The sequence below is a fragment of the Paenarthrobacter sp. NPDC089322 genome (genome assembly GCF_040684895.1).
In the GTDB taxonomy this organism is placed as follows: Bacteria; Actinomycetota; Actinomycetes; order Actinomycetales; family Micrococcaceae; genus Arthrobacter.
In genome coordinates this window covers 57,217-64,496 of the sequence record NZ_JBFBGW010000024.1, presented here as the reverse complement: position 1 = coordinate 64,496, position 7,280 = coordinate 57,217, and the positions used below count along the sequence as shown (strand labels likewise).

Annotated in this window: 7 protein-coding genes; 1 reads left to right on the top strand and 6 read right to left on the bottom strand. The window is 62.0% G+C overall.

Annotated elements, in window-relative coordinates:
• Positions 1-120: 120 nt before the first annotated feature.
• Positions 121-519, bottom strand: coding sequence for a helix-turn-helix domain-containing protein (locus AB0N65_RS18910; protein WP_364165217.1), 399 nt, complete (start codon positions 517-519; stop codon positions 121-123).
• Between the two features lie 80 nt (positions 520-599).
• On the opposite strand from AB0N65_RS18910, the gene AB0N65_RS18905 reads away from it, so the two are divergent.
• Positions 600-1,202, top strand: coding sequence for an NAD(P)H-binding protein (locus tag AB0N65_RS18905; RefSeq protein ID WP_364165214.1), 603 nt, complete (start codon positions 600-602; stop codon positions 1,200-1,202).
• Here the strand turns inward: AB0N65_RS18905 and AB0N65_RS18900 are convergent.
• The 5 genes from AB0N65_RS18900 to AB0N65_RS18880 form a co-directional block, all read right to left on the bottom strand.
• A complete protein-coding gene (locus AB0N65_RS18900; protein WP_364165211.1) occupies positions 1,199-2,653 on the bottom strand; it encodes an NAD(P)/FAD-dependent oxidoreductase in 1,455 nt (484 codons plus the stop codon). The genes AB0N65_RS18905 and AB0N65_RS18900 overlap by 4 nt on opposite strands.
• Positions 2,646-4,157, bottom strand: a complete 1,512-nt coding sequence (locus AB0N65_RS18895; protein WP_364165208.1) for a glycosyltransferase 87 family protein — start codon at positions 4,155-4,157, stop codon at positions 2,646-2,648. Before AB0N65_RS18895 ends, AB0N65_RS18900 begins: the two co-directional genes overlap by 8 nt.
• Positions 4,158-4,294: 137 nt before the next feature.
• Complete coding sequence (locus AB0N65_RS18890) at positions 4,295-4,435, bottom strand: hypothetical protein (RefSeq protein WP_364165229.1); 141 nt, start codon at positions 4,433-4,435, stop codon at positions 4,295-4,297.
• Between the two features lie 601 nt (positions 4,436-5,036).
• Entirely contained in the window at positions 5,037-5,618 is a 582-nt protein-coding gene (locus AB0N65_RS18885) for a histidine phosphatase family protein (protein ID WP_364165205.1), read from the bottom strand.
• On the bottom strand, positions 5,619-7,085 hold the full coding sequence (locus AB0N65_RS18880) for a CCA tRNA nucleotidyltransferase (protein ID WP_364165203.1): 1,467 nt from the start codon (positions 7,083-7,085) through the stop codon (positions 5,619-5,621).
• Positions 7,086-7,280: the final 195 nt, after the last annotated feature.

The window sequence follows — 7,280 nt, the reverse complement described above, 5'->3', positions numbered from 1 at the left end:
GCGTTTTGTGAGTCACGACCGCGGGGTGGAACGGCCTGCACCTACTCTGCCAGCCAATCCCAGACCAGCCAGCACAATCCTCACAGCGTTTTGAGCCCTCAAAACGCGCTTTACTGCGACCTAGTTGGGGGAGCCGAGCAGCAACTCGTCCTGCGCGTCGTCGTAGGCGTCGCGGGCTTCGAGAATCGACGGGACATGGCTCTCCGCCCATTCACGCAGCATCGACAACGGTTCCAACAGGGACATCCCCAAAGCCGTCAGTTCGTAGTCCACGCGCGGGGGAACCTGGGCATGGACGGTCCGGGTAACCAATCCGTCGCGCTCCAAAGCACGCAGCGTCTGTGTGAGGACCTTGGGCGTCACCACGCTCACCATCTTGCGCAGTTCGGAGAATCGCACGGGTCCCTCGCCGAGCACCTGAATAACCAGCGACGCCCACTTGTCCCCGATTCTTTGGAAGATCACGCGGGACGGGCAGTTGGGATCGAGGACGTTGGCGGGGAGTTCTTTGGTATCCATCAGGTAACTAGGTTCCTTTGAAGCTATCAGTATCAAATAGATACCGTTGGGTCATTGCAAGGCCAACCCCAAGGAGAGCAATGAAAATCGCAGTTTACGGCGCAACGGGCATGGTCGGCAGCCAGATCGTCAACGAGTCCATCACACGCGGCCACGAGGTCACCGCCATCTCCCGCACGGGGTCAGAGGTCGCCGGCGCAACCGCCAAGACCGCCGATCTGGCGGACACTCGGGCGTTCGCCGCGATTGCCAAGGACCACGACGTCGTCGTGCTGGCTACGGGTCCCAGCCGCACCGGCGGTGACCATGCAGAATGGCTCGATGCCATGGCCTCTGCCTACAGCAACGCCGAAGGCACCCGCCTCATGATTGTGGGCGGCGCTGGAACTCTTGAGATCGACGGCGTCCGGCTCCTCGATTCTCCCGACTTCCCCGAGGCATACAGGGCCGAGGCAACCACCGCTGCCAAGGCCCTGGAAGCCGTGAAGCAGACAGAGACCCTGGACTGGACAGTCCTTGCACCGGCTCCCGTGATTCAGCCCGGCGAGCGTACGGGGGAATACAAGCTGGCGAAGGACACCCCTGCGGGCACCAGCATCTCCTCGCAGGACTACGCCGTGGCCATGCTGGACGAGATTGAAACCCCGGCCCACCGCCGCGCCCGTTTCACAGCCGCAAACTAGTCCCGGTCCGCGGCAAAGCCCAGCCCGGGTACCTCCATGTGGAATATGTCCTTCAAGGCATGCTTCGCTGCGTGGTACCCGGGCATTCCAGTGACCCCGGGGCCTGGCGGCGTCGAGGATGAACACAGATATATGCCCTTCATCGGCGTCCGCCACGGCGCCGGCGACACTACGGGTCGCCTCAGCAAGCCTCGCATGTCCATGATCCCTGCGCTAAAGTCGCCACCCACGTAGTTTTCGTTATAGACGGCCAGTTCCGCCGCCGTCGTGGTTTTGGACCTGACCACAACGTCCCGGAAGCCAGGTGCGTAACGCTCGATTCGCGCAGTCACTGCTTCTGCCATGTCCACATCGGATCCTGCAGGGACGTGGCAATACGTCCAGAGGATGTGCCGCCCGGCGGGGGCGCGGGTGGAGTCCACTACGGACGGCTGCGACACCAATACGTAGGGCTCGTCCGGGTGCCTGCCCATATCCACAAGATTCTCGGATTCCGCCATGGCCATACGGGAGCCGCCCACGTGCACGGTTCCCGCCTTCCTCAGTTCGGACGCGAGCCACGGAACGGGTTCGGACAGGATGTAGTCCACCTTGCACGCTGCATTCCCGAACCGGAATGCTTCCAAGGACCGTCGATACCGGTCCGGAACCTCGCTGCCTCCCAAGCGCAGCAGCGTCGGCGGAGCAACGTCCAACAGGATGGCTTTCGCGGGCCGGACCTGGTCCAGTGAATCGACGCGTTGGCCGGTGTGGATGGTTCCTCCGTGTGCCATGAGGTCGTCGGCCATGGCATTCGCGATCGCCTGCGACCCGCCAACCGGCACCGCCCATCCTTCGTCATGGGCCAACACAATGAGCATGAGCCCGGCGCCGGTCGAACTCAACGACGGCTGGGATCCCAACGCATGGGACATGGCACCGGTCAACAGCGCGGGAGCTGCAGTCTCCTTGAATCGGCGCTCCCATAGTGGAGTCCCTTGATCCAGGGTTGCTAGTCCGAACTTAAGGGCTGCCAGCGGATCCTTGGGCACACGCAGCAGCTTGTTGGAGGTGAAGTCCACTACGCCGTTGACGCGTGCCAACAACGGCTCGACCAGCCGGCGGTATGCTGGACCGTCTACTCCGAGCTCCATGACCGTCCGCACCAGCGATTGGTATGCGACGGCGGCACCGCCCACATCCAAGGGGACGCCATGCTGCACTTCCGGAACGCGCAGGTCAATGCGGCGGGAGAGTTCAAATGCCCGGAAAAAGGGCGACACCAAGGCCATAGGATGCACTGCGGAGCATACGTCGTGCAGGTACCCGGGCTCGATCAACTCCTTGGTTCGCGATCCGCCGCCGATCGTGTCGGCCGCCTCGTACAGGTGGACGTCCAGCCCCGCCCGGGCCATCACCACCGCGGCGGCAAGACCATTTGGACCGGATCCGACGACGGCGACATCAGCCATGGCGGCCAACCTCCTCTGCATGGGGTGCTTCGGGTGCGGCGTGTTCGGGCCGGGAACGCCACGGCATGACGGATGTGGACGGATGGAACAGATTGACCCTTAGCCAGTCTTTGGCATCCTTGAAAGGCCCGCCATGGGGATCATCCTCGCCCAGGGAGCGCAAGGGGTCCTGGGACGGATCCCATATATCGATGACCACCCGGCCCATCAAGTAAGCAGTGGCAACCATGTGCACGAGGACGGCAACCACGTACGCGGACATGTCGATGTTGTGCTGGGCAGCCCCTCCGCTGGTCGCTTGCCCGAGGTACATCCAGATCGCGGCCCAATGGAGGCCTTCGGCAGCCTGCCACAGCAGGAAGTCCCTCCATCGGGGGCGGGCAAGTGCCAGCAAGGGAATAAGCCAGATCACGAACTGCGGCGAGTAGACCTTGTTGGTCAGGATGAAGGCGCCAACGATCAGGAAGGCAAGCTGAGCCAAGCGCGGCCGCCGCGCGGCTGTCAGGCCGAGCACTGCGATCAGGGCGCAGGCCAGGATGAAGAGATTCAGGGCTAGCGAGTTAATGGTGGCCGCCGTGAGTTGCGTCCACTGAAGCCGCTCGGAGATGAGGTTATAGGCGAACCAGGGTGAGCTGTACCCGGCGGGCCTGTCCTGCGTGAATTCGAAGAAATAGCGCCAACCGGAAGGGTTCATGGCGGCAATCGGGAGGTTCACTGCCAACCAGGATGCCGCGGCCGCGCCAGCCGTCACGAAGAACACCCTGAGTCGGCCACTGCGGAGCGCCAGAACCAGGACGGCCCCCAGGATGAGGACTGGATAGAGCTTGGTCGCGGTGCCAAGCCCTATGCAGACCCCGGCCAGGACCAATTTGTCCCGCGAGAAAAAGTACATCGCCAGGGACAGCAGTCCAACCGCCCACATGTCCCAATTGATGAAGCCCGCCAGGATGATTCCCGGAGCGAGAGCCACCATCGCAGCGTCCCAGGGACGTCGTTTGTCCATCCGGGCTGTCAGGAGGACCGTCACGATCCACACCGCCACGATCAGGGTGGCATTGACGTCGAAGTAGCCAAGGATGCGTTCGTTGCTGACGCCTTGGCCGGGGACCATCAAGGCAGTGACGCCGGCAATGAGCCCCATGAGGACCGGGTACTCGAACAAGCTGTCCGGGGTGAAGAAGGGAAAGACCCCGTCGCCGAGGCCCCGGTTGCGGAAGAGCTCAGGGAAATCCGAGTAGCACGTGGCGTAGAACTGCGTGGGCGTCTGCCAGCCGTTTGTTCGGCAGTAGTCCTTGGCGAGGATGGCGAGCAGGGCGGCGATAACGGTCAGGATGACCAGTACGCGCTCAACGGTGAAGGGTGCGGAAGAGATCCTTCCCGGCGACGAATGCCGGCCCAGGGGACCGCCCAGCAGCTCAGTGAAGTTCCGAAGCAGGGAGTCGCTCCGGCTCGGAACCACAAAGCGGGCACGTTTTCGCTGGCGGCGCGGCTTCGTCTCCTGCATGAATCGAGCTTACCGTCAGGTAGCGCACCTAGCCTCACAAGTTAAAAAGGGGGGAGCCCACGCGTGGCAGCGTGGGCTCCCTGGGGTTCGGCCTTGATGTGCGGCACGGGAAACTCCTTTGAAGCGTGTGGAGTGCGTCAGCGGATGAGTCCCATCTGGTGCAGGACTACGAAGACGTCTTCGCGGCGCTGGTCGAGCAGCTGGCCGTTGAACAGCGTGCGGTCCTTGGGAGCATCGCTGCTCTTATAGAAGCGCATTTCTTCAGGGCGTTTGCGCAAGATAGTCACCTCCTTCCGAGTGGTTCAAGTTAATTTGGGCACAACAAATAAGGCCCTGTGAATTCAAAAGAAAACACGACCAAAAGGGCACAATTACCCAGGGTTTACAAAGGGATAAGGCGGACCAAAACGGATTGCCTCGAATGACCATGCAGAAAGGGTGTGCTTCCTGCAGCCGTCCCCAACAAGAAGCTGGTTCCGAACTTTGGGGAAACTGCGCACCCGTGACGAACTGCCTGGGTCTGCCTCTACAGCTGACTACTCAGCGCCACTGGGAACAGTGGCTGTGAAAAACCGCCGGCAACAAGCCCGGCCCGGTAGATCAGGAGTGGTCAGTGGTTCGAAATATGATTCGAAAAATGGCGTCGAACAACATCAGAGGCCGGGGCAGCAGCGACGGTCACATTCCATCCGCTAGTCAAAGTAATCATTTTTCCCAACCTCCTTTTCTGTTGTGGCATCTACCCCGACTGATTAACCGGGTAATGCGCGCCTGGTTCCCGGCGGGTCGCTCTGGGAACAAGATACAAGCTACAGCATGGACTTGGAGTTTGGCCAGCAGAATTCGCTAATTCGCCAAAACTTTTTCGAAATTCGTGTTTTAAAGACCCCAACGGACAATCGCAGGCGTCCTCTTGTCCCATCCAAGCGTGCAGACTTTGGCGGTTCCAAGAATGAAGTGCCGCCCCTCACGGGCGTCCATTTCCAGCCACCGCGCTGTGAGAATACGGGAGAAATGCCCGTGCGCCACCACCAGGACGTTGTCCATGCCGGACTCCAGGACGCGTCCGATGATCTTGTCCGCCCGCGCGGCCACTTCATCCAGGGTTTCCCCGTTGGGCACGCCGTCCGTCCAGATGAGGTAATCGGGGTTGTCCTTGCGGATCAAGTCCGAACTGATGCCCTCGTAGTCACCGTAGTTCCATTCAACGGCCAAGGGCTCATGGACGGCATCCGGGAAGCCGGCCAGTTCAGCGGTGCGGCGGGCGCGGCGCAATGGGGAGGTCAAGACGAGGTCGAAGTCGATGCCCTCCAGGACTTTGCGGGCCTCCACGGCCTGCTGTTCACCTTCAACAGTCAGTGGAAGATCCGTGAGGCCGGTGTACTGGCCGCTCTTGGACCATTCCGTTTCGCCATGGCGAAGGATCCAGAGTTGCGGACGCGGTGCGATCGCGGCGGTCAATTAGGGCTCCTCTGTTTCGGTGGAAGGATCGACGACGGCGGACTCGGGTTGCGTTTCCCACCATGCCAAGAGTTTCGACTCGGCTTCCTCGGGGGCCAACGGCCCGTGTTCCATGCGCTCCTCGAGGAGGAACTTGTAAGCACGTCCGACGACGGGTCCCGGCTTGAGTCCGAGGAGCGCCATGATCTGTGCTCCGTCGAGGTCCGGCCGGATTGCTGCCAACGATTCCTGTTCCAGCAGCGCGGCAATGCGCTGCTCAAGGTCATCGTAGGCGAAGGACAAGCGGTCGGCCTTGCGCTGGTTACGCGTGGTGACGTCGGATCGTGTGAGCCTGTGAAGTCGTTCCAGCAGCGGACCGGCGTCGGTAACGTACCGACGGACAGCGGAATCCGTCCAACCGGCCTCGCCGTACCCGTAGAACCTCATGTGCAGCTCCACCAGCCGGGCAACGGCCTTGATGCTGTCGTTGTCGAAACGCAGCGCCTTCATGCGCTTCGCCGTGAGCTTGGCCCCGACAACGTCGTGGTGCCTGAAGCTCACCGCGCCGCCCGGTTCGAAGCGGCGCGTAGCCGGCTTGCCGACGTCGTGCATCAATGCCGCGAACCGCAGCACAAAGTCGGGGCCGGGCACCGGGCCGTCAGCGCCGGTTTCCAACGCTGCCGCCTGTTCCAGGACCTGCAGCGAGTGCTGGTACACGTCCTTGTGACGGTGGTGTTCATCGGCTTCGAGGCGGAGGGCGGAAACTTCGGGGAGGACGAACTCTGCGAGTCCCGTATCAACCAGCAGGTCGATGCCCACACGCGGGTGGGCTCCGTTAATAAGCTTGATCAACTCATCGCGGACCCGCTCCGCGGAGATGATCTTGATGCGGTCAGCCATCTGAGACATGGCGAGCCGGACGTCGTCGTGGACTGAGACGCCCAGCTGTGAAGCGAAACGGGCGGCCCGCATCATGCGCAGGGGGTCGTCGGAGAACGAGGCTTCCGGCGCGCCGGGCGTGGCGAGCTCGGATGCGTGGAGGTCGCGGACGCCGCCGAATGGGTCCACGAGTTCCAGGCTCGGCAACTTCAGTGCCATGGCGTTGATAGTGAAGTCCCGGCGCAGGAGGTCATCCGTCAGGGAACTGCCGAATGCCACCACCGGTTTGCGGGAATCGGGATCGTAGGCCTCTGCACGATACGTGGTGATCTCAATCTGGAAGCCGTCTTTACGCATCCCGATCGTGCCGAACGTGCGGCCGATCTCCCAAAAGTTATCCGCCCACTTCTTGATCACGGAGATGGTCTGGTCCGGCGTGGCATCGGTGGTGAAATCGAGGTCCGGGGAGGTCCGGCCTAGGAAAAGGTCGCGCACGGGTCCGCCAACCAGGGACAACTCGAAGCCGGCATCGACAAAGCGCTGCCCGAGGTCGAGCACCACCGGATCGATGGTGAAGTTAACTGAAGAGCTGTCCAATACGTGCGCCATAGTCCCTTAAGCTTGGCAGATTTTTGGGCGGCGTTGGGTCACGGAACGCTCCAAAAACTGCGCGCGCCGGAACCGCCGTCTCCTGCAGTCCATCTTGCGGCCATGTCCCGGTCATCACTCGAGGGCAAGAGTCGTTAGAGTGGACTTCATGGCCAATCCGATCCCGAGCGCTCCTGGCAGGAGGACAAACGCACC

What these genes read in the sequence shown, in the direction of transcription:
- AB0N65_RS18905 (WP_364165214.1), top strand. Translation starts at nt 600, where the DNA reads ATGAAAATCGCAGTTTACGGCGCAACGGGCATGGTCGGCAGCCAGATC.
- AB0N65_RS18910 (WP_364165217.1), bottom strand. Translation starts at nt 519, where the DNA reads ATGGATACCAAAGAACTCCCCGCCAACGTCCTCGATCCCAACTGCCCG.
- AB0N65_RS18880 (WP_364165203.1), bottom strand. Translation starts at nt 7,085, where the DNA reads ATGGCGCACGTATTGGACAGCTCTTCAGTTAACTTCACCATCGATCCG.
- AB0N65_RS18900 (WP_364165211.1), bottom strand. Translation starts at nt 2,653, where the DNA reads ATGGCTGATGTCGCCGTCGTCGGATCCGGTCCAAATGGTCTTGCCGCC.
- AB0N65_RS18895 (WP_364165208.1), bottom strand. Translation starts at nt 4,157, where the DNA reads ATGCAGGAGACGAAGCCGCGCCGCCAGCGAAAACGTGCCCGCTTTGTG.